Below are 25956 nucleotides of genomic sequence, written 5' to 3'. Positions count from 1 at the left end.
CCTTAGCAGCTTTTAACGTGAGTCCTATGCACGTAGATGATAGGCGAGCAGTAGAGGAGTTACCCCTATATGCTCGCTGAAAACTATAGAATAAATTATTTATCTAAATTAGCAATAGCGTAATCTGCTTCTGAAGCTGTGAATTTTTCACCACTACTTGAAGTAAGTTGTTCGCGAATTTTTTCGGGTGACATAGACATATCTTTTTGATACGATTTCGCTTTAGCTAGGGCGTTTGCATTCCAATCAGCTTTAACGTGATCTATTGCATATTGTGCAGCTTTTGCTGAAAACTTTTCACCGTAATCAGAAGTAAGTTGATTATATACGCCTGCTTTTGACATATTCATTGTACTTGAATATGATTTAGCTTTTGTTAATGCAGAAATATACTCAACAGGAGTATTATCTTTTTTCTTAGATGAAACTTTACTTGATGATTGTTGTGCAGTGCTATCGCTTGTATCCGGCTTCTTATCCCCATTAGAAGAAGCCATAATTGCTATGAAAATAATAACCACAATTATCCAAAACCAAACCCGTTTGTAAAAGGGTTTACTAACTGTGCACGTTTTACCATCTTGACCTGTAACTTTTTTTGACATTAAAATCCTCCGAAATCTATATCTCTACTCCTAGAAATATGATAAAATTATTTGTTAATATATTTCCGCCTCTAACTTGCTACCAACAGGTTAGGGGATTTTTTAATAGTTTTATTTCAAATAATTTACTAAAGCTTAAGTAATTGGCTTGATATTTTTACCGTGTTTTCCAGTAATACAATATAAAGCGTCGCCAACAGCCTTACCGACAGAAAATGCTTTCTTATTGCCTGATATTTTAATACTTTAGTAGATTTACAGATTTATTGATAAAAATATTCATGCAACAAAAATGCAATAAATGTTTTAAGCATTCTATTCTTTCTAGTCCGTTTCCACCTAAATAAAAAAATAGGAACGCCCGTTTAAAGACATTCCTGTTTTTTAAAATCGGTCTAGAATGGATATCTATGACTCGGGTGAGATTCGAACTCACGACCGTCCGCTTAGAAGGCGGATGCTCTATCCAGCTGAGCTACCGAGTCATAACAACATTTAATAGTATATGATAAAATACTGGTACTTGTCAATGGAAATTGGTAGAACTCTTATAAATTATCAAAAACATGAATGAAAGTTTTGATAAAATGTTCTATAATAAGAAAGTAATAGACATAAATGGAGATAAAGACTATTTAATTATGAATAAAGAGGTTGAAAAATGGTTGATTCTAATGATCCACGGGTAAAGAGAACAAGACAAAATTTAAAAAAATCATTAGTTGTACTCATGAAACATTACAAAGTTGAAAATATTAGCGTTCAAAAGATTACTCAGGAAGCAAATGTTACTCGAGGAACATTCTATCTGCATTATCATGACAAACAAGATTTTATTAATAGGGCAATGGATGAAATTTTAGATGACTTTTTTGATTACATTATGATTATGTCAAAACAATCACCAGATAAAGCGTATGTTTATTCGAAACCAGTTGAAGTATGTTGTTTAAATCGAGTATTTAACTATTTACAAGATGAATCAATGATGTTTGGCGTACTTTTAAATAGTCAAGAAGATGTCGCTTTTTCTGATAAAGTATATGATAGACTAGTTATCTACTTAAATAACTTTAGAGAACAGTTAGCAGGCGATTTTGAAGTATCTAAGATACCAAACGAGTTACAAGTATCCTATGTTGCATCAGCGCACCTAGGATTCATTAAACGTTGGTTACGGGACGATATGATCTACACACCGCACTACGTTGCTAAGGTTTTAAAAGAAATTACTGGCGTTGATACAAGTAATGGCGTTAATCTAACAAACTTTTTTGTTGAAAATGATGGATAACGTTGACTTAAGAAGTTACATTTGATATTATAATAACGTTGTATTTGTGAACACCACAACTGCAACCGCACGTTTTAAGTTTTTAAGCGTCAGGTTATCTAAATCTGATCACTAAATTACGGCGAGTCTAAGTAATCTATAAGGAGGTGTAATACACATGTACGCAATTATTAAAACAGGTGGCAAACAACTTAAAGTTGAAGCCGGAGAAGCTATTTACATTGAAAAATTATCAGCAGAAGCTGGTGAAAAAGTTACATTTGATGAAATTGTTTTAGTTGGTGGCGAAAAAACCGTTATTGGTGCTCCTTTTGTTAAAGGTGCTACAGTAACTGGTACTGTTGAAAAACAAGGCCGTGAAAAGAAAGTTGTTACTTTCAAATACAAACCTAAGAAACATTCTCATACAAAACAAGGTCATCGTCAACCATATACTAAGGTTGTTATCGATGCTATTAACGCATAATTTTGAAAGTAGGATACTAGTATGATACGTGCAGTTATTTCTCGGAGAGATGCCAAAATCATCGATGCGTTTGAAATAACAGGGCATGCTGATTCTGGTGAATATGGTCAAGATATTGTGTGTGCTGCGGTTTCGGTATTGACTATCAATACAGTTAATAGTTTGACCGAACTTGCTAAACTTAATCCTGATGTTGAGATGGATGAAGATAATGGTGGATTAATGAAAGTTAAACTATCAGAGTCTGAGTTAAACGATGCTACAGGACAATTATTTTTAGAAAGTTTAGTTTTAGGACTACAGTCAATTGAGCAAAACTATCAAGATTACATTAAATTAACACTTAAATAATAAGACTATAACAAGGAGGTGCATTGATTATGTTAATGAATTTACAATTTTTCTCACATAAAAAAGGTGGGGGTTCTACTTCTAATGGCCGTGATTCTGTCGGTAGACGTTTAGGCTCAAAAAGAGCTGACGGACAAGAAGTAACAGGTGGTTCAATTCTTTATCGTCAACGTGGAACACGTATTTATCCTGGTGTTAACGTTGGTAAAGGTGGAGATGATACTTTGTTTGCTAAAGTCGATGGTATCGTTCGTTTTGAACGTAAAGGCCGCGATAAGAAACAAGTCTCTGTATACCCTGTAGCTGAATAATAATAATTTAAAGGAAACCTCTTCATTTTATGATAGAGATTTCCTTTTTTTGTACATAAAAGGAGTGTTTAAATGAATTTTGATAGAATTAAACAATTACAATCAACTTTTGAGAAACTCTCGATTGATGCATTTTTAGTGACGGATACGACAAACATATTTTATTTAAGTGGTTTTGAAGGTGATGGTGTATTGTTAATTACTGATACACAACAATTTTTAATCACTGACCTAAGATTTGAATTGGCACTAGAAAATCATGATAAAAAATTAGAAATAAAATTTACGCGTGATTATCTGGGTGCTGTATCTGACATAATTAGTGAAAAAGGATTAACAGTTATGGGATTTGAATCATCAATATCATTTTTAGAGTATGATCAATTAGATGAAATCCTTGTTAGTGATTTGGTGCCATTCACTAATATTGCTGACGAATTACGACGTGTTAAAGATAAGGATGAGCAGGTAAAATTAATAAAGGCAGGAAAATTAGCTGACGAAGCTTTCAATTATATTGTGTCGACGATTGAAGTTGGTCAAACAGAAATTGAAATTGCTAATCGGCTAGATAGTTATATCAAAAATTTAGGTGCTATGAGTGAATCTTTTGAAACAATTGTAGCAAGCGGCATTCATTCAACATGGCCACATGCAACGGTTTTCAACCGAAAAATTCAAAATCAGGATTTGATTACGATAGATTTTGGCTATTATTACGAGAACTATACATTTGATGTCACAAGGACCATCGCAGTGGGATCGATATCTGATGAATTAAAACATATTTACGAGTCTGTTTTAATGACACAAGAACGAGTGATTTCATTAATTAAACCGGGAATAAAATTAAGTGAATTAGCTAGAGTTGCTAATGAAACAATCGCCGATGCAGGATATGGTAAATATTTTAATCATGGGATTGGGCATGGAATTGGCCTATCAATTCATGAATTACCTAATATTAAATTGGATGATTCAAACAGTGTTTTGCAAGCAGGCGACGTCATTACAATTGAACCAGGGATTTATGTACCAAATCTTGGTGGCGTTCGAATTGAGGATGATATTTTAGTGACTGAGAATGGCTATCAAATGTTAACGAATTCTTCTAAAAAATTAATGATAATATAGACTTTAACTTGCTTTTATATGTCCATTATTGCTATTATTAGAACTATGAGATACACGAGATAGTAGGAGGAATATTATATTATGATGTCCGTTAATGAATTTAAAAATGGTGTTACAATCGAAGTTGATGGTGATTTATGGCGTGTTGTTGAATTTCAACATGTTAAACCGGGTAAAGGTTCTGCTTTTGTTCGATCAAAACTAAAGAATCTCCGTACAGGTGCTGCTCAAGAAAAAACATTCCGTGCTGGTGAAAAAGTTCAAAAAGCACAAATTGATAATAAAAAAATGCAATATCTTTATGCTGATGGTAACAACTATGTATTTATGGATATGGATACATATGAACAATTAGAATTACCAGAAGAACGCGTGCATGAACAATTAAATTATTTGAAAGAAAACTTAATTGTTAATGTTATTATGTTTGGTACTGAAACACTTGGTGTTGACGTTCCTAATACAGTTGAATTAAAAGTAGCTTCAACTGAAGCGGGTATTAAAGGTAATACACAATCTGGTGGAACTAAACCTGCTGTTCTTGAAACAGGATTAGTTGTACAAGTGCCATTCTTCGTTAATGAAGACGAAATGTTAATTATTAATACACAAGATGGCACATATATTTCCAGAGCACAATAAATCGACGGAGGTTAAACTTATGGCTGAAGAAACAAATATTGTTTTAAAAAGTACTGAACCTTCTTTGGGTGACATTAAGATTGCACCTGAAGTTATTGAAATTATTGTTGGAATTGCTGCTAACCAAATTGATGGTGTTTACTCAATGCGTGGGACAATTGCTAAAAATTTAACTGAATTATTTGGCCGTAAAAAGTCACTTGGTAAGGGTGTTAAACTTGATTTAACAGATGACCAGTTGAATATTGATGTTTTTGTTTACCTTGATTACGGTGTATCTGTTCCTAAGGTCGCATTAGTGATGCAAGAAAAGATTAAACAACAATTGCTATTTATGACAGGTTTAGAAATTATTGAAGTAAATGTTCATGTTGAAGGGGTTATTCCTGAAAAGGAAGCCGATAAGATAGATACTGACGATTTATTTTCAGAAAAAGATGGTGAAAATTAGTGAGTGTAATAGTAACTAGACATACGATTCGCGAAAAAGCATTTCAAGCATTATTTGCGTTAAATTCTAACCCAGATGGTGATAGAGAGGCTATTTATCGTGAATTGTTAGAAGTTCCTGATGAAGAGTCAGCTGTAATTCCACCTTATTTAGAAGCATTAGTTTCAGGTGTTAGTGATAAACAAGCTGAGATAGATTCTGTTATTGAAGAAAATCTAACATCACGCTGGAAACTATCACGCCTGAACAATACGGATTTAATTATTTTGAGATTAGCTATTTACGAAATGAAATACGTAGATGATGTTCCTGCTAAGGTAGCATTGAATGAAGCTTTAGAAATTGCTAAAGAATTTAGTGATGATGAATCAAGAAAATTTGTGAATGGTGTGTTAGATCCAGTTGTTGAAAAAATGCCCGTTGATATTGAAAAAACAAATGAATAATAATGATTGAGAAGTGTTGCATTTTTTGCGACACTTTTTTTTTAGAAATGAATACCTTAAATATGATAAAATGTAAGAAGTAAAAATGGAATAGAGGTGCTAAATTATGGCTAAATTAATTGATGGTAAGAAATTGGCACAAATAACGACGGATAATTTAAAATCTGAGATAGAGGATTTAAAGAAAAAAAATGTCTTTCCTGCATTAGCTGTCATTGTAGTTGGGGAAAATCCGGCAAGTAAAATATATGTTAAGAATAAGCATCGAATTGCTGAATCTATTGGGATAAAATCGATTGTTAAAAAATTACCTGATACGACATCAGAAAAAGAGTTGCTAAATCTCATTAATGAATATAATGATAATTCAGATATTAATGGCATATTAGTACAGTTACCTTTACCAAACCAAATTAATGAAAAAAAGATAACCGAAGCTATTAAACCAGAAAAAGATGTTGATGGATTTCATCCGATAAATATTGGACGATTAGCCATGAATGATCCACTAGCAATTCCATGTACACCACTGGGAATTATGAGAATGTTTAACGCATACAATATTGATTTAGACGGTAAAAATGCAGTTGTGGTCGGCCGCAGTAATATTGTGGGTAAACCAATGGCAGCGTTACTTTTAAACGCTAATGCGACAGTAACGATAACGCATAGTCATACGAAAAATTTAGCAGAGATAACTAAACAGGCTGATATTTTAGTTGTTGCAATTGGTCAAGCAAACTTTATTAAAAAAGCCGATGTGAAACAAAGTGCTGTAGTCATCGATGTCGGGATGAACCGCTTAGATAGTGGTAAGCTAGCGGGAGATGTCGATAAGGAAGTTGCAGAAGTTGCAGGATATCTGACACCAGTACCAAAAGGGGTTGGACCTATGACGATTGCAATGTTGATGGAACAAACAATTGAATTAACAAAACGGAGTGTTGGCATTGAATAAAGATAATTATTTATCAGTCACATCATTAACAACATATTTGAAGAAAAAATTTGATGCTGATCCTTATCTTGGGACTGTTTATTTAACTGGCGAAATTTCAAATTTAAGACCTCGACCTAATGCGCATCAATATTTTAGTTTAAAAGATGACCATGCTAAAATTAGCGCAATTATGTTCCGTTCAGCCTTTGATAAAATAAAATTTAAACCAGAAGATGGTATGAAAGTTTTAGTTATGGGCCGTATATCTTTATATGAAGCGACAGGTAACTATCAAATATATATTGAGCGAATGGAACCTGATGGTGTTGGGGCATTATATCAGGCCTATGAGCAGTTAAAAAATAAGCTACAAGCTGAGGGATTATTTTCAGCACCAAAACAGGCATTGGTTAAATATCCTAAACGAATTGCTGTGATTACAAGTCCTTCAGGCGCTGTCATCAAAGATATTATGACGACCGTTAAAAGACGTTACCCGATTGCTCAATTAGTTTTATTTCCTGCGATTGTACAGGGCGACAAAGCAGCTAATGATTTAGTTAAGCGTTTAAAACAAATTAACGAATTAAGCCATTTTGACACGATTATTATTGGCCGAGGCGGTGGCTCAATTGAAGATTTATGGCCATTTAATGAAGAATCTGTCGCAAGAGAAATATTTGCTAGCCAGATTCCAATTATTTCTTCAGTTGGACATGAGACGGACACAACTATCGCTGATTTAGTAGCCGATGTTCGGGCAGCAACGCCAACAGCAGCAGCAGAATTAGCTGTCCCTGTTTACGCCGATGAATTAATTAAGATTAATCAATTAAAATTGAGATTATTACAAGTAACGCAAAATATTTTAAGTTTAAGAAGACAACAATTAGATAAGATTCAACAATCATATGTTTTTCAACAACCTAATCGGTTATATGAGGGTTACCTTCAAAACTTAGACAATTTAGCACAACGCTTAATGCAAGTAACAAAACAAATTATCACAATTAAGAAACAACAATTTGAACAAGCTAGTGGTCAGTTGCGCTATCAAAATCCGCAACAATTGGTTAGTCAACTGCAAGATCAAGTGCAACAACAAAATAAGCAGTTATATCAATTAATGACCTACTTACTTGAAATGAAGAAACAACAGGTTGGCGAAAAAATAAATGCGCTTGATTTATTAAGTCCATTGAAGATTATGGGACGAGGATACAGTTACGTATCTATGGAAGATAAAATTATTAAAAGTATTAATTCAGTGAATATAGATGATAACGTCGTGTTACACCTTACAGATGGTAAAGCATATGCGAAAATTGAAAAAGTTGAAAAAGGAGAATAAAAAATGGCAGAAAAAAAAGCGACATTTGAAGATAACTTAGTAGAACTTGAAAAAATTGTAACAGAGCTAGAACAAGGTGATGTTCCTTTAGAAAAAGCATTAACCCAATTTCAAAACGGTGTTAAGTTGAGCTCAAAATTGCAAAAAACATTGGAAAATGCTGAAAAAACATTAACCAGTGTCATGAATGATTCTGGTGAAGAAGTGCCATTCGAACAAGGCTTAGAAAATGAGTAACTTAACTAAATTTTCTGATAACGTATTACCAGAATTTAATCAAATTATGTTGAATCAATTACAGTCTTTAGACACTGAAAAAAAGTTAAAAGAATCGATGACTTATTCAGTTGAAGCGGGTGGTAAACGTATTAGACCACTAATCATTTTTGTTATATGTCAAATGCTTAATCGTAAACTTGATAAGTCAGTTTATTCTGTTGCTGGTGCATTAGAATTAATTCATACTTATTCATTAATTCATGATGATTTGCCTGCGATGGATGATGATAATTTAAGACGTGGTAAACCAACAAACCATATTATTTTTGGTGAAAGCATGGCAATTTTAGCTGGTGATGCACTAAATACATTAGCCTTTGAATGGATCAGTAACGCAGAATTACCTGATTCACAAAAAGTATTACTAATGGGTCAACTAGCTAGGTTAGCTGGCCCAGAGGGAATGGTTGGCGGTCAAGTTGCCGATATTGAAGGTGAACAAAAAGAGTTATCATTAGCGCAGTTGAAACAGGTGCATAAGCGTAAAACGGGTGATTTGATTGAATTTTCAATGTACGCAGGTAGTATACTTGGAAAAGCGACTGACCAACAGCACGTAGCGCTTATGGCATATGGACGTCATTTTGGGTTAGCTTTTCAAATCTATGATGATATTATGGATGTCGTTGGGACATCTGAAGAGATGGGCAAGGCTGTTCATAAAGACAATCAAGAAAATAAAAATACGTATCCTGGACTAATGGGAATTGATCAAGCTTATAGGATGCTCGAAGAGGTAACCAATCAAGCTAAAGATGCTATTCAAACGCTTAAGCAAACAGGGTTGGAGACAGAGTATTTGGAAGAATTGTTACATTACTTTAAATTAAAAAATTAGGAGTCACTATGAAAAAAGAGCGCATTGATGTTTTATTAGTTAAACAAGGGTTATTTGAAACTCGTGAACAGGCCAAACGTGCAGTTATGGCTGGTGAAATTCTGGGTGAGAATGAAGAACGATTGGATAAACCAGGTGTTAAAATTTCTGAAGAAACTGTACTTCATTTTAAAGGTAAAAAATTACCTTATGTGAGCCGCGGTGGACTTAAATTAGAAAAAGCCCTTAAAGTATTTGATGCAACCGTTCAAGACAAAACGGTCTTAGACATTGGATCATCAACCGGTGGCTTTACCGATGTTGCCTTGCAAAATGGCGCAAAATTGAGTTATGCGTTAGATGTTGGTACCAATCAATTAGTTTGGAAATTACGACAAGATCCAAGAGTTGTTGTGATGGAAAATACTAACTTCAGATATAGTAAAAAAGAAGATTTTGAATTTGGACAACCCAATTTTGCAACAATAGATGTATCGTTTATTTCATTACATCTTATTTTACCTGCCTTAAAGAAAATTATTACTGAAAATGGGGATGTTGTGGCATTAATAAAACCCCAATTTGAAGCAGGAAAAGAAAATGTTGGAAAACATGGTATTGTACGAGATGAAAAGATTCATCGTCAAGTGCTCGAAGACATTGTTCAATTTTCTATTTCCACTGGATTTAATGTTGCGGATTTAAGCTACTCACCAATTAAGGGTGGCGAAGGTAATATTGAATTTTTAATTCATTTAAAGTCTGCGATAAATGAAATTGGCGAGATTTCGGATAAGGTTAGTATCGGTGGCGTATTAACTGCTGCATACGACAACCTGAATGCCGTTAAATAAGGATTTAAAGTGAAGTTCTTTAATAATAATTGAAATTACGTTATACTAACTGTATGGGTGGTAGAGGTTATCGGACGAGGGGGACTTTAATGAAAAAGCAAGAACGGCAACGTTATGTTCGAGAATTATTAAAGAACAATAATATTGATAAACAGGAAGATTTTGTGAGTTTGCTTAAAAAACAAGGGATTACGGTCACACAAGCAACTATTTCTAGGGATATTAAAGAAATGCAATTAATTAAAGTGCCATCTTCTGATGGGAGTTACAGCTACAATTTACCTGTTCAAAAAAAACTGAATACAGAAAAAAAATTAACTAAAACCTTAAGAGATGCTTTTGTATCAACTGATGTTCAAAATGAAATGTGTCTCGTTAAGGTGACACCAGGAAGTGGTCCAGCAATCGTATCTTTAATTGAACAAATGAATTATTCATTTGTTTTTGGTACTTTAGGTGGAGATGGATCAGCTCTAATTATCTGTCACTCGAACAAAGATGCATTAAAGTTAAGCAAAATTTTAAATGAGATTGTAACTGAATAGATAGAAAGAAAATCTGTGACATTTGTTTCAGATTTTTTCTATATAAAGGGGTGAAAAAAATGTTACAAGAATTGACAATAAAAGATTTTGCCATTATTGATTCTTTGAATATCGATTTCATGGCTAATATGACAGTTTTAACAGGTGAAACTGGTGCGGGTAAATCCATTATCATTGATGCTTTGGGTCTTTTATCAGGTGGTAGAGGGTCCCAAGAATTTATTAGAAAAGATGCAAAAAAAATGGTCCTACAAGGACTTTTTATGCCAACTGAAAACTCAAATACGTTAGCGAAGTTGGACCAATTAGGTATTGGGCATGATGATAACTCTGTGATTTTACAACGTGAAATACATAGATCTGGTAAAAATATTTGCCGCATAAACGGTATGTTAGTTAACACGAGTACACTAAAATCAATTGGTGAAACGTTAGTTGATATTCATGGCCAAAATGAACATCAAGAATTAATGCAACAGGATAAACATTTGGGCATGTTAGATGAGTATATTAAAAATGATATTCAAACACTGAAGCATAGTTATCAAGAAGCATTTGAATACTATCAAAACCTAAATAAGTTACAAATAAAAAGACAAACAAATCAAAATGAGTGGGCACAACGATTAGATATGTTACATTTTCAAAAAGATGAAATTGAAAGTGCAGATTTATTTGAAAATGAAGAAGACATATTAAGTGCTGAAAAAGAACGTCTAGAAAATTTTCAAACTATTAATCAGTCGCTGGATGCTAGTTACCAAGCGTTATCGGGTGATGATGAAAATACAGTTGACCATGTTGGTGTTGCGATGTCTAACATGCTGAAAATTGATAATTTAGATAGTGAATATAAAGATTTAGCAGAACGGTTGTCGTCAGCCTATTATATGCTGCAGGATGCATCTAGTGACCTATTGCGTCAGTTAGACTCCCTGGAATGGGATGAGCAACGATTAAATGAAATTGAAAATAGACTCGAATTAATTGTACAATTAAAACACAAATATGGTGATTCTGTTGAAAAAATATTGTCCTATTTGAGTCTTATATCTGAAGAACTAGTTGAAATGGAAGCAACTGAAGGTAATGCAGATGATTTGGATAATCAAGTTAATTTAGCCAGAAAAGAAGCTCATAAATTGGCTGATAAATTAACTAATATTCGAAAAAAAGCAGCCATCATTCTACAAAAAGAGGTGCATAAACAGTTAAGTGAGTTGTATATGGACAAAGCCGTTTTTGAAGTTAAATTTGATTCACTCAATCAGTTAAATAGTACCGGACAAGATAAAGTTGAATTTTATATTCAAACAAATGTTGGGGAAACAATGGGGCCGTTAGCTAAGATTGCTTCTGGTGGTGAGCTTTCTCGAATGATGTTAGCGTTAAAGACAATTTTTTCTAGGACGCAGGGTATCACAAGTATTATATTTGATGAAGTTGATACAGGAGTTAGTGGGCGTGTTGCCCAGGCAATTGCTGAAAAAATTAATCAAATTGCCCAACAATCACAAGTTCTATGTATCACGCATTTGCCACAGGTTGCTGCAATTAGTGAGCACCATTACTTTATAGCCAAAGAAGTGATTGGTGAACGTACAGAAACATCTATTAAATTGTTATCTAAGGAAGATCGTATTCAAGAAATTGCTCGAATGCTTGCTGGTTCTGAGATTACACCTTTAACTGTTAAACATGCTGAGGAATTACTAAATACGGCACAAAAAAATAATTAAAACCAAAATATTGCTATGAATAGATGATTGGTTAGTTATAAAAAAGGAGAGTACTAATATGCTTAAGTTTGATAATATATCAAAAATTTATAAAGGTAATAAAGCTGTAGATAATTTTAATTTGGAAGTTCAAGATGGTGAATTTATTTGTTTCATCGGAACATCTGGTTCAGGTAAAACAACTACTATGAGAATGATTAACCGTATGTTGACACAAACAGAAGGTACAATCACGATTAATGGTAAAGATATAGCAAAAATGGATCCCGTTAAATTACGTCGTAAAATCGGATACGTTATTCAAAATATTGGTTTAATGCCACATATGACTATTCGCGAAAATATAACATTAGTACCAAAATTATTAAAATGGCCTGAAGAAAAAAGAAATGAACGCGCTAAAGAAATGATTAAATTAGTTGAACTACCAGAATCATATTTAGACCGTTATCCATCTGAACTTTCTGGTGGGCAACAACAAAGAATCGGAGTTGTCAGAGCTTTAGCTGCTGATCAAGATATTATCTTGATGGATGAACCTTTTGGTGCGCTTGATCCTATTACTAGAGAAGCTTTGCAAGATCTAGTTAAAGATTTGCAAGAACGTTTAGGTAAGACCTTCGTTTTTGTTACTCATGATATGGATGAAGCTTTAAAATTAGCAACACGAATTGTTGTTATGTCTGAAGGAAAGATTGTTCAAGCAGATACACCCGATAATATTTTGAAAAATCCAGCAAATAAATTTGTTGAAAACTTGATTGGTCAAGATAGACTTATCCAAGCTCGTCCAAGTATTACAACTGTTGGTCAAGTTATGTTAGCTAACCCAGTTTCAATTACACCAGGTAAGTCATTAGTAACAGCTATTCGTTTAATGCATGATCGTCGAGTTGATACGTTGTTAGTTACTGATGATGCTGGTATTTTAAAGGGTTATATTGATATTGAAAGCTTAGATTATAGTTTCAATACATCAAGTAGTGTTAGCGATATTATGAACAAAGATATTTTCTATGTTAAAGAAGATTCATTAGTTCGTGATACTGTTGAACGTATTTTAAAACGTGGATTTAAAAATGTACCTGTTATTAATAAAGATGGGATATTAGTCGGAATTGTAACCCGCGCTACCTTAGTTGATATTGTTTATGATGCACTTTGGGGTGATGAAAATAGCGCTTCTCATGAAGAAGTAACTAAAATAATGACGTCAGACTCAGGTACAGATACCGATGAAACTAGCCCAAGTTCAACGAAGGAGGGTTAATAATGACTTCATTTTTACAAGAATATGGGGCAATGATTGTCTCTAAATTATGGGAACATATTGAAATTTCAGGAATGGCATTATTTTTTGGAGTGGCAATAGCTGTTCCTTTAGGAATTTTACTAACAAGACTGCCTAAGACAGCCAATATTGTAATTGCGATTGCTAGTATGTTACAAACAATTCCTGCCTTAGCTTTACTAGCCATGATGATTCCTTTATTTGGGATTGGTAAGTTACCAGCTGTTGTAGCATTATTTATCTATTCGTTGTTACCAATATTAAGAAATACGTATATTGGTATTAATGAAGTGGACCCAGTGTTAAAAGATGCTGCTAAAGGGATGGGTATGACTAATCTACAGTCAATTATGCAAGTTGAATTAGTTATGGCCTCTCAGGTTATTATGTCTGGAATTCGGTTGGCCGCAACATATGTAATTGCTTGGGCAACATTGGCTTCATATATTGGTGCTGGTGGTTTAGGGGATATGATTTTTAATGGATTAAATTTGTATCAACCAAAATTGATTTTGGGCGGTACAATTCCAGTTATCTTATTAGCCTTACTAGTTGATTTTATACTTGGACAGGTTGAAAAAAAGGTAGCACCAAAAACAACAAGAAATTAAGGAGGCTTTAACATGAAAATTACGATGAAAAAAATACTTGTTAGCTTAAGCCTTCTGTTTGCCGGTGTGAGTCTATCAAGTTGTGGGTTTCCTGGTTTAACAGGTGGCTCTGAATCGACAATTAAAATTGTCGCACAATCAACGACGGAATCTCAAATTATTGGATCAATGCTACAACAATTGATTGAGCATGAATCAGATAATCAAGTAGAACTGATAAATAATTTGGGTTCTGGTACATTAAGTTTTAATGCACTCAAAAACGGTGATGCAGATATTTCATCTGCTAGATATACAGGAACTGACTTAAGTGCGGTATTAAATAAACCAGTAGAAAAAGATACCGTTAAAGCTAATAAAATAGTTAAAGATGGATTCGAAAATAGATTCCAAATGAAATGGTTTGATAGTTTAGGCTTTGCTGATACTTATGCATTTATGGTTACAAAAGAGACAGCTAAAAAGTACCATTTAAACACAGTATCTGATTTAAGAAGAATTGAATCTAAATTAACAGTCGGTGTTGATGCCAACTGGATTAGCCGTGTAGGTGATGGTTACGATGGTTTCCAAAAAGAATATAATATTAAATTTGGTAATATTTATCCTATGCAGATTGGGTTAGTTTATAGCGCCTTGGCAAAGGGTAAAATGGATGTTGTTCTCGGTTATTCAACTGATGGTCGAATTAAGAGTTATGATTTGAAAATTTTGAAGGATGACCGTCACTTCTTCCCACCATATTCAGCAAGCCTTGTTGCAAATGATTCTATCTTGAAGGAACATCCTGAATTAACGCCGCTTATTGATCGACTTAAAAACAAAATTAATTTATCAACAATGCAATCATTAAATTACAAAGTTGATAATGATTTTTACGAACCAGCAGTAGTTGCAAAACAATTCTTAGAAGAACATCATTACTTCGAAAAGGCGGGTGATTAATATGAATACTTTTGATCAATTGATGTCTTATTTTAGTAATAATGGGTTATATGTTTTACAAGAATTTACAAGACATTTTTTAATTTCAATATATGGTGTGATAATTGCTGCAATTATTGGGATTCCAATCGGAATTTTTATCTCAAAACATCATAGATTAAGTGACGTAGCAATAGGTGCTGCTAATGTTATCCAAACTGTACCGTCATTAGCAATGTTATCTATTATTATGTTGGGACTAGGTTTAGGTGTTAATACAGTTATTGTAACTGTTGCACTTTACTCACTATTACCTATTTTAAAAAATACGTATTCAGGAATGGTTAATGTTGATCCTGGCGTTCTTGATTCTGGTAAAGGGATGGGGATGACAAGACTTCAAATCCTTTATATGATTGAGTTACCTTTATCATTATCAGTTATCATGGCTGGGATTAGAAATGCATTAGTTGTTGCAATTGGTATTACAGCAATTGGTTCATTTATTGGTGCGGGTGGACTTGGAGATATTATTATCCGAGGAACAAACGCAACTGATGGGGCAGCTATTATTTTAGCTGGTGCATTACCAACAGCTCTAATGGCCGTTATTGCTGATGCAATTTTGGCACTTATTCAAAGGAAATTTGATCCAACAACAATTAAACGTAAATAAAAAAATGGTCATTTTCTAGTTGTTATAGAAAGTGACCATTTTTATATTGAATCGATTAAAGCGATATAACGGAGTTGATTATCAGTAAGAAGATAAGTGATATTCGTATATTGCGTTTTAAATATTAATTGATTAGAACCTGAACGTCGGTGTAAGGTACCACGAAGTTCTTGGAATTCTTTTTGAAATCCAGTTGGATTTAATTGTAAAATAATTGTTTTTTTCATTTTTAAAACTTTTTCAGTAAAGAGTGCTAATTGAAATTGGGGCATTTGAGGCCTTAAAATAAAGTCATCCAAATCAAAAATCTTGTGATATGAATATTGCAATGTTGAGCCAATAGTCTGAATTGTTGTCTGTTGTTTATTTTGCATAATAAAGTTCCTCCCCGAACGTTTGTTTGTATTCTTATTATACGAACAAATGTTCGGTAAAGCAAGCGTTAATTTATTATAAATTTAAAAGCTGATAACAGCGCATAAAAAGCTTGAATAATAGCCGTAAAAAGTGCATACTATTTATTAATACTTATCTTAGAGGAGTTTACAAATTTAATGGCTAATCGTGGAATGTTGATCGTACTATCTGGTCCATCAGGGGTCGGTAAAGGAACCGTAAGAAAAGCAATTTTTGACCAAGCTGACAATAAGTTTCTTTATTCAATTTCAATGACCACTCGTAAAATGCGAGAAGGCGAAGTTGATGGTGTTGACTATCATTTTGTATCAAAAGAAGAATTTGAGAATGAAATTTCAACGGGTGGTATGTTAGAATACGCCAAGTATGTTGACAATTACTATGGAACACCGTTAAAATATGTAAATAAGATGCTTGACGCTGGTCAAGATGTCTTTCTTGAAATTGAAGTACAAGGTGCTATGCAAGTTCGAGATAAAATTTCTGATGGTTTATTTATTTTCTTAACGCCACCTGATTTGATGGAATTAAGACAAAGAATTACAGGACGTGGAACGGATGATTCTGCAACTATTGATAAACGAATGACAAAAGCCATTGGTGAGATTGATATGATGCAGAATTACGATTACGCGGTTGTTAATGATGAAATAAATGATGCTGTTGAAAAAATTCAAACTATTATTAAAGCTGAACGTTGGCGAGTAAAACGATTCTTACCTGACTATAGAAAACAATTAGGAGATGTATTTAAATGATTTTATATCCTTCAGTAGATGACTTATTGAAACAAGTAGATTCAAGATACTCATTAATTATGTTAGCAAGTAAACGTGCCCATGAATTAGATGCTGGCGCTCTACCAATGCTTTCTAATTACAAATCAAAAAAGAATGTTGGACGTGCTTTGGAAGAAGTTGTTACTGGTGATTTAATTATTGATCCAGTTGAAAAAGAAGATATTCGTTAATCTGATTAAATGAAAAGGAGTTAAGACAAGCTTATTGTCCTAACTCCTATTTTATTTCTTAGAAAATTGATACAATAGAGAATAGAATAAATTCGGTATGGGGGCGACATGAAATGACACTTGAAAATAAAAAAATCGGTCTTGTTGTGACAGGTGGTATTGCAGCGTATAAAAGTTTGGGATTAGTTCGAGAACTAATTAAACAAGGTGCTAGCGTTCGAGTTGCGATGACCAAAGCAGCAACTGAATTTGTGGCACCCTTGAGTTTTGAAACGTTAAGTAAAAATAGGGTGTTAACTGATTTATTTTCGGTAAAAGAGTCTAAGTATGTTGCGCATATTGAATTTGCAGACTGGGCAGAATTAATGGTTATTGCACCAGCGACAGCAAACATTATCGCAAAAATGGCCAATGGTATTGCAGATGATTTTGTTTCAACCACTTTATTAGCAACTGAGGCACAAAAAATTCTTGTACCAGCAATGAATGAACATATGCTAATGAATCCTGCTACACAACGTAATCTTAAATTTTTAGAACAAAATAACGTTCAGATTATTGAACCAGAAATAGGCTTTTTAGCAGAAGGTTATTCAGGTAAGGGACGTTTTCCCGAATTAAATGTGATAATGTCAGTTATTCAAGCTTCCTTTGAGGATAGTGATAAACCATTAGAAGGTAAAAATGTCTTAGTGACAGCTGGTGGTACACGAGAACGAATTGATCCAGTTCGTTTTATCGCTAATGATTCTTCAGGTAAAATGGGTTTCGCAATTGCGATTGAAGCGCAAAAGTTAGGTGCTAATGTCACCTTAATTAGCGGAATAAGCCAGTTGCCAGACCCAATTGGTGTGACAACAATTAGAGTTACAACTGCGTTAGAGTTATCCGAAGCTATCAATAAGCAATTTGATGACCAAAATATTTTGATAATGGCAGCAGCTGTTTCAGATTACCGTGTACAAAACGTGGCAGATCAGAAAATAAAAAAAGCTGAATCTACTTTAACGTTAATATTAGAAAAAAATCCAGATATTTTAAAACATTTGGGTCAAATTAAGCAAAATCAGTATTTAGTCGGATTTGCTGCGGAAACCCAAAACGGACTAGAAAATGCACAAGAAAAATTAGAAAAGAAAAATTTAGATTTATTAGTTTTAAATGATGTCTCAAATTCTGCCATTGGATTTAATAGCAATGATAATGAAGTAACGCTACTTAGACCAAATAGAAAAAACGATTTCATAAAGCAAACAAGTAAAAAGCAAATTGCTAAGGAATTATTAGCTACTGTTATAAGCGATTTAGCAAAATAAATAGCTAATTAAATGAAAGGAGGTTTCAGTATGTCACAATATGCAAAGATTATAGTTGATGTTCCTACGATGCAAACGGATCAACCATACACGTATTCAATTCCGGCCGTATTAACGAATCAGATTGAAATTGGCATGCGGGTTATTGTGCCATTTGGGAATGGTAAACGATTGGTTCAAGGATTTGTAATTGATCTTTTTGATAAGAATGAGTTCGATGGTCGTGTGAAAGATATTCAATCCGTCGTGGATTTAAGACCTGTTGTGAATACTGAATTATTAGACTTATCTGAGTGGATAGCTAATGAAACCTTTTCCTTTCGTATAACTGCCTTACAAATGGTTTTACCAAGTGTTATGCGTGCAACTTATAAAAAGCGAGTTCGTTTAATTGACGAAATTGATGAAAATTTACAAGATAAATTATTTCAAGGTCAAGATTCTATTGATTTTGATCCAGAACATATGGATGCTCAAATAATTAAAGAGTTATTACAACTTACCAAGGCTGAAAAGGCTGAAATGATTTACGAAGTTGGCAACAAAGCTAAAGTTAAGATGCAATTATCAATCCAACCAAAACTTGGATTCGAAGTATATGAAAATATTCGAAGTGGTTTACGTAAAAATGCTAAACAACAGCACTTATTAGTTGATTATCTACAATCACTCACTGAAAATAGCTTGATTCCTCAGAAACAAGTTGTTGAGGAAGTAGGCGTGACACCTGCAACAATTACAGCTGGAGCAAAAAATGGTTGGCTTGAAAAAGTTGAAACTGAGGTATATCGGGACCCATATAAAGACACAATTATTGAGCCAACCGATATGCAAGAATTAACTTCAGATCAAGAAGTTGCGGTGCTAGCTGTCGATGAGGCTATTAAAAGTGGAACTAATAAAACATTTTTACTCCAAGGTGTGACGGGGAGTGGAAAAACAGAAGTTTATTTGCAGACGATTGCAAAAGCACTAGAACTTAGAAAAACAGCTTTGATGCTTGTGCCAGAAATAGCTTTGACACCTCAAATGGTTAAGCGTGTTAAATCTCGATTTGGTGATTTAGTTGCGGTCCTGCATAGTGGATTGTCTGATGGTGAGCGTTATGATGAATGGCGCCGGATTGAACGTAAAGAAGCGCAAGTAGTTGTGGGTGCACGTTCAGCGGTTTTTGCACCATTAGATAATATCGGTGTTATTATTGTTGATGAAGAGCATGAAGCGAGCTATAAACAAGATGAGACGCCGAGGTATCATGCAAGGGATGTCGTCCTTTGGAGAAGTAAAAGACATCAGTGTCCTGTCATATTGGGTAGTGCAACACCATCCCTTGAATCTCGTGCTAGAGCTCAAAAAGGCGTGTATGAGTGGCTACAGTTACCTCACCGCATAAATGGACATCCCATGCCAGAAGTTACGCTAATTGATATGAGAGAAGAAATGAAAAAGACAGGTGAGAGTAATTTTTCTGAACCGCTTAGACATGAAATTACGAAACGTCTTGAGAAAAAAGAACAGACTGTTTTAATGTTAAATCGTCGCGGTTTTTCTTCTTTCGTAATGTGTCGAGATTGTGGATTTGTATTGCCTTGCCCTAATTGTGATACTTCTTTAACATTGCATATGGACACTCATACAATGAAATGTCATTATTGTGGGCATGAAGAAGGCATTCCTAAAACTTGTCCTAACTGTCATAGTCGTAAAATTAGATATTACGGTACAGGTACACAAAAAGTTGAGGAAGAACTTAAAACGTTATATCCAGAGGCAAAAATTTTGCGAATGGATGTTGATACAACACGAAAAAAAGGTGCACATGAAAAATTATTGGCTAAATTTGGCGCAAAAGAAGCTGATATTTTATTGGGTACACAAATGATTGCGAAAGGGTTAGATTTTCCTGATGTGACATTAGTTGGGGTTCTTAATGCGGATACAGCACTTAGTTTGCCTGATTTTAGATCGAGTGAAAGAACATTCCAATTATTAACCCAAGTTAGTGGTCGAGCTGGTCGAGCTGAAAAAGAAGGACATGTTATTATCCAAACTTTTAATCCAGATCACTACGCGATTCAATACGCAAAACATCATGATTATGAATCGTTTTATAAAAAGGAAATGTCAGTTCGACATATGGAAAATTATCCACCATACTATTATACAATTCAGCTTACTGCGAGTTATACAGATGAAGCTGGAGCAGCAAAAAAAATGTTAGAAGCAGTTCAATTTTTAAAACCAGTGTTATCAAAAAATGCGATTATTCTTGGACCAACACCAAAATCAATTATGCGTGTGAATAACCGTTTTTATTATCAAGTGGTCATTAAGTATAAATCAGAAGGTCAATTAAAAGAACGACTAAGAGAATTAATGACTAAATCTCAAGCCGAAGTTCGAAAAGGTTTAAAATTAACGATTGATTCTGAACCAGTAAACTTTATTTAAATTAAGGAGATATTATGACGTCAATTGTATTTATGGGAACACCAGAATTTTCAGCTCCAATTTTAGAAAGTTTAATTGAAAATGGCTATGACGTGAAAGCTGTCATGACACAACCAGATCGAATGGTTGGAAGAAAACGTATTTTAACACAATCACCAGTAAAACAAGTTGCAGTAAAACATGATATTGAAGTATTACAACCAGAAAAATTAAGTGGTAGCGATGAAATGGCCAAAGTAATTGCAATGGCACCGGACTTTTTGGTTACTGCGGCATTTGGACAATTTTTGCCAACAAAATTGTTAGAATCTGCTAAAATTGGTGCAATAAATGTCCATGGCTCACTATTACCTAAATATCGTGGTGGCGCACCAATTCAATATGCTATTATGAATGGTGAACAAGAAACAGGTATTACCATTATTTATATGGTTAAACAAATGGATGCTGGAAATATCATTAGCCGTCGTGCAATCAAAATTGAAAATAATGATGATACTGGTTCAATGTTTGAAAAATTAAGTTTATTAGGTAAGGAACTATTACTTGAAACATTACCAAAACTAATTGATGGTACAAGTGAATCAACGCCACAAAATGAAGATAAAGTAACCTTTTCACCTACTATTAAACCAGAAGAAGAAGCCCTTGATTTTTCAAAAAAGGCTAATGAAATAGACTGGAAAATTCGTAGCTTAAGACCGGTACCTGGTGCATATGCAATTTTAAAGGGTAAGAGAACTAAAATATGGGATGTAACTGTACTAGATAAAAAAACTGTTTTATCTGCTGGGAAAGTAGTTGAAGTAGCTAAAAAATCACTTGAAATTGCTTGTGGTGATGGGACCGTGTTAGCTATTAATTCGCTTCAACCCGATGGTAAATCAAAACAAACCATTGTCGATTACCTAAATGGTAGTGGACAAGGAATAAAAGAAGGACAACAGGTGATTGATGTATGACAACTGATTTAAAAACGACACCCCGATTCTTAGCAGTTGATCTTTTAACAAGAGTTGCTAAACAAGGGACTTATTCAAATATTGCGTTGAACCAAGTGATTAAGAATAATCATATGGAAGTTAGGGATGCTCATTTATTAACACAACTAGTTTACGGTGTTATTCAAAGGCGTCTTACTTTAGAATATTGGTTGGCACCATTTGTTAAAAATCCTAGTAAAATGGATAATTGGGTTCAAGAATTATTATTGAGTGCTATTTATCAGATGCATTATCTTGATAAAATTCCAACTCGTGCAATTTTTAATGAATCAATTGAAATTGCAAAACGAAAAGGCCATGCAGGTACACGTAAATTTGTTACTGGTGTTTTACATGCGATTGAGCGAGAAGGTATCCGTCCTGTTTCTGAAATTAAAGATGATATTGAACGTTTGAGTATTGAAAGTAGTACGCCAGTTTGGTTGGTTAACGAATTAATTAAACAGGTAGGCTTAGAAAAAACGACACATTTGTTGGCTTCAATCAATGAAGCACCTGATCAATCTGTCAGAGTAAATACAGCTAGAGCAACTGTCGAAGAAGTCATCGAAAAAATGGAAAATGAAGGCTTTGAAGTGAAACGCAGTCAAGTTTCACCAGTTGGTTTATTGGTGACTAATGGATTCGCTCCTGATAGTGGCGTTTATCATGATGGGTTAATTACGATTCAAGATGAAAGTGCAATGTTAGTTGCTGACGCAATGAATATTCAACCAGGTGCTAAAGTTTTAGATGCATGTGCCGCACCAGGTGGGAAAACAACCCATATCGCATCATTCTTAGATGAAACTTTATTTGGTGAAGTTGTAGGGCTAGATATTCATGCACACAAAGTTAAATTAATCGGTGATAATGCTAAACGTTTAGGTTTATCTAGTGTTGTTGAAGAGATGGTATTAGATGCACGTTTAATTTCAGAAGAATTTGATAATGAATATTTTGATTCAATTCTTGTTGATGCACCTTGTTCTGGAATTGGATTATTGCGTCGTAAACCAGAAATTAAATACGAAAAAACATTAGCTGACTCAAAAAATCTACAAAAAATTCAATTAGCTATTTTAGACAAAGTGGCACCAACTTTGAAAAAAGGTGGTCGCTTAACTTACAGTACATGTACTATTTTAGATATTGAAAATAAGGATGTTGTTAATCAGTTTGTTGAAACCCATCCTGAGTTTAAAGTGATTGAAACGCCAACTGCTTTGGCATTAAAAGAAAATAGAGATGATAAAGAATTAACTATTTATCCGGATGATTACCATTCAGATGGATTTTTCATTACATGTTTAGAAAAACAACTTTAGAGTCGAGGTGTAAGGATGAAAGTTGCCTATCAAACAGATGTAGGTAGTGTCAGAGAAAATAATGAAGATTATGTCGGTGTCTTTCACAATAAAAGTGGCATCTTTTTTGTGATGGTTGCAGATGGTATCGGTGGTCATTTGGGCGGTGACGTTGCTTCAGAAATGGCTGTTTCACACATGGGATTTCGATTTGAAGGAGCTAATTTTAGCGAACCTAGTGACGCGATTAAATGGATAACCAAAGAAGTAGAGATGGAAAATAAACAAATTATTGAAAAGTCTAATCAATATGAAGATCTTTCGGGTATGGGTACAACAATGGTATGTGCCATATTCTTCGAGGAAAAATTTATTGTTGCCAATATTGGTGATAGCCGAGGATACTTATTACGTCACAAAGAACTCTATCAATTAACTGAAGATCATTCGGTAGTGAATGAATTAATTAAGCGTGGCGAACTAACTGTAGAAGATGCTAAAAATTATCCGCAAAAGAATATGATTACAAGAAGTTTAGGTATCTCGTCAGATGCTGATGCAGATATTGCGGTTAATGATTCTGAATCGGGCGATTTATTGTTATTATGCACAGATGGTTTAACTAATATGGTCTCAGATGATGAAATCAAAGCGGTCTTAAAAAATTCTGAAACTGTTGAAGAAAAAGGGGCAGAATTAATTAGATTGGCCAATAAGGCAGGCGGATTAGATAATATCACCATACTCCTGGTTAGTAATGATCGGGGGATAGGGAAATGAAACCTAATACAATTTTTAATGAACGTTATAAAATAATTAATTCATTAGGCGAAGGTGGCATGGCAAATGTCTATCTTGCGACCGATTTAATTTTAGATCGACCAGTAGCTGTTAAAGTGCTGCGAGTTGATTTAAGAGATGACCAAGATACTGTTAGACGTTTTAAACGTGAGGCATTGGCAACAACTGAATTGGTTCATCCAAATATTGTGAATGTCTATGATGTTGGTGAAGTTGATGGTCTACAATTTATGGTTATGGAATATGTACCAGGACATGATTTAAAAACATATATAACAAAAAAATTCCCAATTCCATATCAAGTTGTGATTGATATTATGACTCAAATATTATCAGCTGTAGAAGTAGCACATGACCACAGTATTATTCATCGTGATTTAAAACCACAAAATATTTTAATAGATGCAGATGGCAATGCTAAAATCACAGATTTTGGTATTGCTGTGGCATTGGCTGATCATTCGCTAACGCAAACTAATACCTTACTAGGCTCTGTCCACTATCTTTCGCCAGAACAGGCTAGAGGTAGTATGGCAACAAAACAATCTGATATCTATTCACTTGGTATTATTTTGTATGAAATGTTAACTGGCCGAGTACCTTTTGAAGGTGAAACAGCTGTTTCAATTGCCCTGAAACATTTCCAAAGTGATGTGCCATCTGTTCGAGAGTTTGATTCTAATATCCCACAGGCTCTTGAAAATGTTGTTTTACAAGCAACAAGTAAAGTACCACGAGACAGATTTCAATCTGCTGGAGAAATGTCAATTGCTTTGAGAGAATCTTTGGCCAAAAAAAATGTGGCAAAGTGGCAGCCTGAAGAAATTATCAGTGGTGAAACTAAAGTATTACCGGTATTTGATAAGCAGACTGTAGAAACACTTAGTCCAAATCAGGAACCAGATGTTAAAAAAGATACGAAAAAGAAAATGAGTCGTCGTAAAAAATGGACTGTTGGCGCAATCATTTTTGCTTTTGTTGCTCTTATTTTAGGTGGTGCCATTCTTGCAATGAGTTCGCCAAAAGAAGTTAAAGTCCCTGATTTAAGCGGAATGACAGTTAGTGAAGCAAAATCAAATTTAGCAGATAAAAATTTGAAACTTGGTAAAATTACTCGAACAAATAGTGAAACCGTTGATAGTGGTAGTATCATTAATTCAACACCTAAGAAGAATGAAATAATTCGAGAAAAAAATCAGGTTGATGTAATGGTATCAAAGGGAAAAGCTAAGATAACAATTGAGAATTACGTTGGTAGTAACTATGAGGATGTTAAAACAACGTTAGAAAATGATGGCTTTAAAGTTGAAAAAGAAACGGAAGAGTCAGAATCTGTGACTGAAAATGAAATTACGGCACAAGATGTCACAGCGGGTGATAAGGTAGTTCCAAGTGACACAGTGATTACATTGACAGTTAGTTCAGGTCCTAAAGTGTATACACTTAGAGATTTAACAGGATATACAAGAAAAAGTGTTCAGGATTATACAAACGAATTAGGTGGTAACCTGACAATTAGCGAGGCCTACTCAGATTCAGTTGACAAAGGTCAAGTTATCAAACAATCACCAGCAGAAGGAAGTTCTTTTTCTAAAGGTGATCAATTATCGGTTGTTATTTCTAAAGGAAAAAAAGTCACAACTGATGAGTTTACCAGGACTGTATCTGTTCCATTTAAATCAATTGTGTCAGAAAGTTCAAGTTCAGTTGATGAAGAAAAAGATGAGGACAAGAACTCGTCGTCAGATGATAGTTCCAGCTCTAGTTCAAGTTCTTCAGAATCAAAAGTAGATGAAAATGCTATTGAAGTTTATATCGAAGACAAATCACATAATATTGATGATATTTATGAACGGAAAACAATTACAAAAGATACTAATTTTAAATTATCATTTATTTTAGATTCTGGAAAATCAGGAAAATATAAAATTTTGCGTGATGGTGAAGTAATTGCGGAAAATGATAATGTAACTAAAAATTAAAT

General features: G+C 34.0%; 29 protein-coding genes, 1 tRNA gene and 1 other annotated feature. Of the genes, 27 read left to right on the top strand and 3 right to left on the bottom strand.

The features are described from left to right. Positions 1-95: 95 nt before the first annotated feature. Positions 96-605: an Ltp family lipoprotein gene (locus ACE83Q_RS02915; protein ID WP_409022636.1), complete on the bottom strand. Its 510-nt coding sequence runs from the start codon at positions 603-605 to the stop codon at positions 96-98. 411 nt (positions 606-1016) lie between these two features. Continuing rightward, a tRNA-Arg gene (locus ACE83Q_RS02910) sits at positions 1017-1090 on the bottom strand. Between the two features lie 176 nt (positions 1091-1266). Between ACE83Q_RS02910 and ACE83Q_RS02905 the strand changes: the two genes are divergently transcribed. From ACE83Q_RS02905 to ACE83Q_RS02815, 19 genes are all read left to right on the top strand, one after another. Then, a complete protein-coding gene (locus ACE83Q_RS02905; protein WP_409022635.1) occupies positions 1267-1899 on the top strand; it encodes a TetR/AcrR family transcriptional regulator C-terminal domain-containing protein in 633 nt (210 codons plus the stop codon). A 53-nt stretch (positions 1900-1952) separates the two neighbouring features. After that, positions 1953-2038 (top strand) — a sequence feature (ribosomal protein L21 leader region). Positions 2039-2056: 18 nt separating this feature from the next. Then, positions 2057-2365 (top strand): 50S ribosomal protein L21, encoded by a 309-nt coding sequence (gene rplU, locus ACE83Q_RS02900; RefSeq protein ID WP_409022634.1) that lies wholly within the window; start codon positions 2057-2059, stop codon positions 2363-2365. Positions 2366-2386: 21 nt separating this feature from the next. Next, complete coding sequence (locus tag ACE83Q_RS02895; RefSeq protein ID WP_409022633.1) at positions 2387-2716, top strand: ribosomal-processing cysteine protease Prp; 330 nt, start codon at positions 2387-2389, stop codon at positions 2714-2716. A 23-nt stretch (positions 2717-2739) separates the two neighbouring features. Continuing rightward, positions 2740-3027, top strand: coding sequence for a 50S ribosomal protein L27 (gene rpmA / locus ACE83Q_RS02890; RefSeq protein WP_083478911.1), 288 nt, complete (start codon positions 2740-2742; stop codon positions 3025-3027). 72 nt (positions 3028-3099) lie between these two features. Beyond that, positions 3100-4161 carry a M24 family metallopeptidase gene (locus ACE83Q_RS02885; RefSeq protein ID WP_409022632.1) on the top strand — a complete coding sequence of 354 codons (1062 nt, stop codon included), beginning with the start codon at positions 3100-3102 and terminating at the stop codon, positions 4159-4161. A gap of 81 nt (positions 4162-4242) precedes the next feature. After that, positions 4243-4803 (top strand): elongation factor P, encoded by a 561-nt coding sequence (gene efp / locus ACE83Q_RS02880; RefSeq protein ID WP_409022631.1) that lies wholly within the window; start codon positions 4243-4245, stop codon positions 4801-4803. Positions 4804-4822: 19 nt separating this feature from the next. Next, positions 4823-5254 carry an Asp23/Gls24 family envelope stress response protein gene (locus ACE83Q_RS02875; protein ID WP_409022630.1) on the top strand — a complete coding sequence of 144 codons (432 nt, stop codon included), beginning with the start codon at positions 4823-4825 and terminating at the stop codon, positions 5252-5254. Between the two features lie 8 nt (positions 5255-5262). Continuing rightward, entirely contained in the window at positions 5263-5700 is a 438-nt protein-coding gene (gene nusB / locus ACE83Q_RS02870) for a transcription antitermination factor NusB (RefSeq protein ID WP_409022798.1), read from the top strand. 106 nt (positions 5701-5806) lie between these two features. After that, positions 5807-6658 (top strand): bifunctional methylenetetrahydrofolate dehydrogenase/methenyltetrahydrofolate cyclohydrolase FolD, encoded by an 852-nt coding sequence (gene folD, locus ACE83Q_RS02865; RefSeq protein WP_409022629.1) that lies wholly within the window; start codon positions 5807-5809, stop codon positions 6656-6658. Beyond that, entirely contained in the window at positions 6651-7991 is a 1341-nt protein-coding gene (gene xseA / locus ACE83Q_RS02860; RefSeq protein ID WP_409022628.1) for an exodeoxyribonuclease VII large subunit, read from the top strand. The genes folD and xseA overlap by 8 nt, the downstream gene beginning before the upstream one ends. Positions 7992-7994: 3 nt before the next feature. Next, on the top strand, positions 7995-8228 hold the full coding sequence (locus ACE83Q_RS02855; RefSeq protein WP_409022627.1) for an exodeoxyribonuclease VII small subunit: 234 nt from the start codon (positions 7995-7997) through the stop codon (positions 8226-8228). Continuing rightward, entirely contained in the window at positions 8221-9108 is an 888-nt protein-coding gene (locus tag ACE83Q_RS02850; RefSeq protein ID WP_409022626.1) for a polyprenyl synthetase family protein, read from the top strand. Before ACE83Q_RS02855 ends, ACE83Q_RS02850 begins: the two co-directional genes overlap by 8 nt. A gap of 8 nt (positions 9109-9116) precedes the next feature. Continuing rightward, the gene (locus ACE83Q_RS02845; RefSeq protein WP_409022625.1) at positions 9117-9941 is read left to right on the top strand and encodes a TlyA family RNA methyltransferase; all 825 of its coding nucleotides are present in this window, start codon (positions 9117-9119) and stop codon (positions 9939-9941) included. Positions 9942-10030: 89 nt separating this feature from the next. Further along, positions 10031-10486 (top strand): arginine repressor, encoded by a 456-nt coding sequence (locus ACE83Q_RS02840; RefSeq protein ID WP_409022624.1) that lies wholly within the window; start codon positions 10031-10033, stop codon positions 10484-10486. Between the two features lie 59 nt (positions 10487-10545). Then, positions 10546-12225 (top strand): DNA repair protein RecN, encoded by a 1680-nt coding sequence (gene recN, locus ACE83Q_RS02835; protein WP_409022623.1) that lies wholly within the window; start codon positions 10546-10548, stop codon positions 12223-12225. A 58-nt stretch (positions 12226-12283) separates the two neighbouring features. After that, positions 12284-13495 carry a betaine/proline/choline family ABC transporter ATP-binding protein gene (locus ACE83Q_RS02830; protein WP_409022622.1) on the top strand — a complete coding sequence of 404 codons (1212 nt, stop codon included), beginning with the start codon at positions 12284-12286 and terminating at the stop codon, positions 13493-13495. A gap of 2 nt (positions 13496-13497) precedes the next feature. Beyond that, complete coding sequence (locus ACE83Q_RS02825; RefSeq protein WP_409022621.1) at positions 13498-14127, top strand: ABC transporter permease; 630 nt, start codon at positions 13498-13500, stop codon at positions 14125-14127. A 24-nt stretch (positions 14128-14151) separates the two neighbouring features. Then, the gene (locus ACE83Q_RS02820; RefSeq protein ID WP_409022797.1) at positions 14152-15072 is read left to right on the top strand and encodes an osmoprotectant ABC transporter substrate-binding protein; all 921 of its coding nucleotides are present in this window, start codon (positions 14152-14154) and stop codon (positions 15070-15072) included. 1 nt (position 15073) lies between these two features. Beyond that, the gene (locus tag ACE83Q_RS02815) at positions 15074-15727 is read left to right on the top strand and encodes an ABC transporter permease (RefSeq protein ID WP_409022620.1); all 654 of its coding nucleotides are present in this window, start codon (positions 15074-15076) and stop codon (positions 15725-15727) included. A 41-nt stretch (positions 15728-15768) separates the two neighbouring features. Here the strand turns inward: ACE83Q_RS02815 and ACE83Q_RS02810 are convergent, their stop codons facing one another. Next, positions 15769-16101, bottom strand: a complete 333-nt coding sequence (locus ACE83Q_RS02810; protein ID WP_409022619.1) for a hypothetical protein — start codon at positions 16099-16101, stop codon at positions 15769-15771. 180 nt (positions 16102-16281) lie between these two features. On the opposite strand from ACE83Q_RS02810, the gene gmk reads away from it, so the two are divergent. The 8 genes from gmk (at position 16282) to pknB (ending at position 25954) form a co-directional block, all read left to right on the top strand. Continuing rightward, positions 16282-16902, top strand: coding sequence for a guanylate kinase (gmk, locus tag ACE83Q_RS02805; RefSeq protein ID WP_409022618.1), 621 nt, complete (start codon positions 16282-16284; stop codon positions 16900-16902). Further along, entirely contained in the window at positions 16899-17114 is a 216-nt protein-coding gene (gene rpoZ, locus ACE83Q_RS02800; protein WP_409022617.1) for a DNA-directed RNA polymerase subunit omega, read from the top strand. The genes gmk and rpoZ overlap by 4 nt, the downstream gene beginning before the upstream one ends. 113 nt (positions 17115-17227) lie before the next feature. After that, entirely contained in the window at positions 17228-18430 is a 1203-nt protein-coding gene (gene coaBC / locus ACE83Q_RS02795) for a bifunctional phosphopantothenoylcysteine decarboxylase/phosphopantothenate--cysteine ligase CoaBC (RefSeq protein ID WP_409022616.1), read from the top strand. Between the two features lie 30 nt (positions 18431-18460). Continuing rightward, entirely contained in the window at positions 18461-20881 is a 2421-nt protein-coding gene (priA, locus tag ACE83Q_RS02790) for a primosomal protein N' (protein ID WP_409022615.1), read from the top strand. 14 nt (positions 20882-20895) lie between these two features. Then, positions 20896-21843 (top strand): methionyl-tRNA formyltransferase, encoded by a 948-nt coding sequence (gene fmt, locus ACE83Q_RS02785; protein WP_409022614.1) that lies wholly within the window; start codon positions 20896-20898, stop codon positions 21841-21843. Beyond that, complete coding sequence (gene rsmB, locus ACE83Q_RS02780) at positions 21840-23192, top strand: 16S rRNA (cytosine(967)-C(5))-methyltransferase RsmB (RefSeq protein WP_409022613.1); 1353 nt, start codon at positions 21840-21842, stop codon at positions 23190-23192. The genes fmt and rsmB overlap by 4 nt, the downstream gene beginning before the upstream one ends. A 15-nt stretch (positions 23193-23207) precedes the next feature. Beyond that, entirely contained in the window at positions 23208-23951 is a 744-nt protein-coding gene (locus ACE83Q_RS02775; protein ID WP_409022612.1) for a Stp1/IreP family PP2C-type Ser/Thr phosphatase, read from the top strand. Beyond that, positions 23948-25954: a Stk1 family PASTA domain-containing Ser/Thr kinase gene (gene pknB / locus ACE83Q_RS02770; RefSeq protein WP_409022611.1), complete on the top strand. Its 2007-nt coding sequence runs from the start codon at positions 23948-23950 to the stop codon at positions 25952-25954. The genes ACE83Q_RS02775 and pknB overlap by 4 nt, the downstream gene beginning before the upstream one ends. Positions 25955-25956 lie beyond the last annotated feature (2 nt).

Origin of the sequence: Dellaglioa kimchii (genome assembly GCF_046115505.1) — a bacterium.
GTDB classification, from domain to species: domain Bacteria; phylum Bacillota; class Bacilli; order Lactobacillales; family Lactobacillaceae; genus Dellaglioa; species Dellaglioa kimchii.
Note: the sequence above shows the minus strand (reverse complement) of the source record. Positions and strands in the feature narration are given on the sequence as shown.